This is a genomic window from Paracraurococcus lichenis (assembly GCF_030657435.1).
GTDB lineage: Bacteria > Pseudomonadota > Alphaproteobacteria > Acetobacterales > Acetobacteraceae > Paracraurococcus > Paracraurococcus lichenis.
On sequence record NZ_JAUTWS010000332.1, the window covers coordinates 1 to 1,086 of the forward strand.

At 64.4% G+C, this 1,086-nt stretch carries 1 pseudogene; it reads right to left on the reverse strand.

Going from position 1 to position 1,086, the window contains the following annotated elements:
* Nucleotides 1-390, reverse strand: a pseudogene (locus tag Q7A36_RS40050) (hypothetical protein); the annotation flags it as partial.
* Nucleotides 391-1,086 lie beyond the last annotated feature (696 nt).

Consider the following 1,086-nt stretch of genomic DNA (forward strand, 5'->3'; position numbering starts at 1 on the left):
GTTGCGCTCGGTCACGGCATAGACATTGGTCGCGCCGAAGGAGCCGACGAAGAGCGTGCCGTTGTCGCCCCAGGCCATCTGCCGCGCCTCGGGGATGCCGTGCGCATAGACCTCGATCTTGAAGCCCGGCGGCAGCTTGATCTTCTTGAGGTTGTCGTTCAGTTCGTTGAGCGGCGTCGGCGTCGCCGGGCCGACCGGCGGGGCGAGGCCCTTCTGCGCCTCGGTCTCGTCGCCGAGGAACCAGTCGGGTGGCGGATTCTGCCAGAAGCTCGGCTTGCTGCTGTCGTAGCTCTTCAACTGCGCGGAAGCGACGCCGGCGCCGAAGGTCACGGCTGCCGCAACGGTCGCAACGAAGAAAGCGGACCTGCTCAGGCGCAAGCTTCCCTGCATGACGTTCTCCTGCAGCTCAAAAGGCGTTATTGTTGATCGAAGATAGCGGAGCATACTGAGGCGCCTGCATGCAAGCGGGAGAATGAGCCGCATGAGCTGTCATTCTGAGGTGTCAACGCGCGACCCGTCGGGCGAGCGTGGCGAGCCTCGGAGCAGCCGCGCGCTGTATGGCACGCTCGAGAGTCCGGTAATCTTGGACGAGATGCCGGCCCGTGCTCGTCAGCGCTGTGCCACCCCCCCGCGAACCGCCGGCACGCGCTTCCACCACACGGGCATGAGCCAGCTTGTTCGTCAACGCTACAAGATCCCAAGCATGTTTGTAGCTGAAGCCGAGCGCACGCCCGGCACCCGAGATGGAGCCTTCACGGTCAATCGCTTCCAATAACGCGACAGCCTCAGGGCAGAGGCGGCCGCCCGGCAAAGCAATAGTCGGGCTGATGAGCTCGGCGATACGCGGGCTCCGGACGCCAGGTCTGGCCGCCGCAGCTGTCTGCGGCCGTGAAGAGCGGGCCACCTTGGCGTTCTCTAAAAACTGGGCTTTGTCCCGATAGGCACGCGGAACTGCGGGGTGAGCACGTCGTCAGAAGCCGAGATGATCAAGACATTGGCGGATGCTGCGGCACTCATCTCTTGAGGGTTCCCTTTGCGTGGAAGCGGCCGACGTTCGAGCAAGATCGCGATGGCCGGCACTGCCCC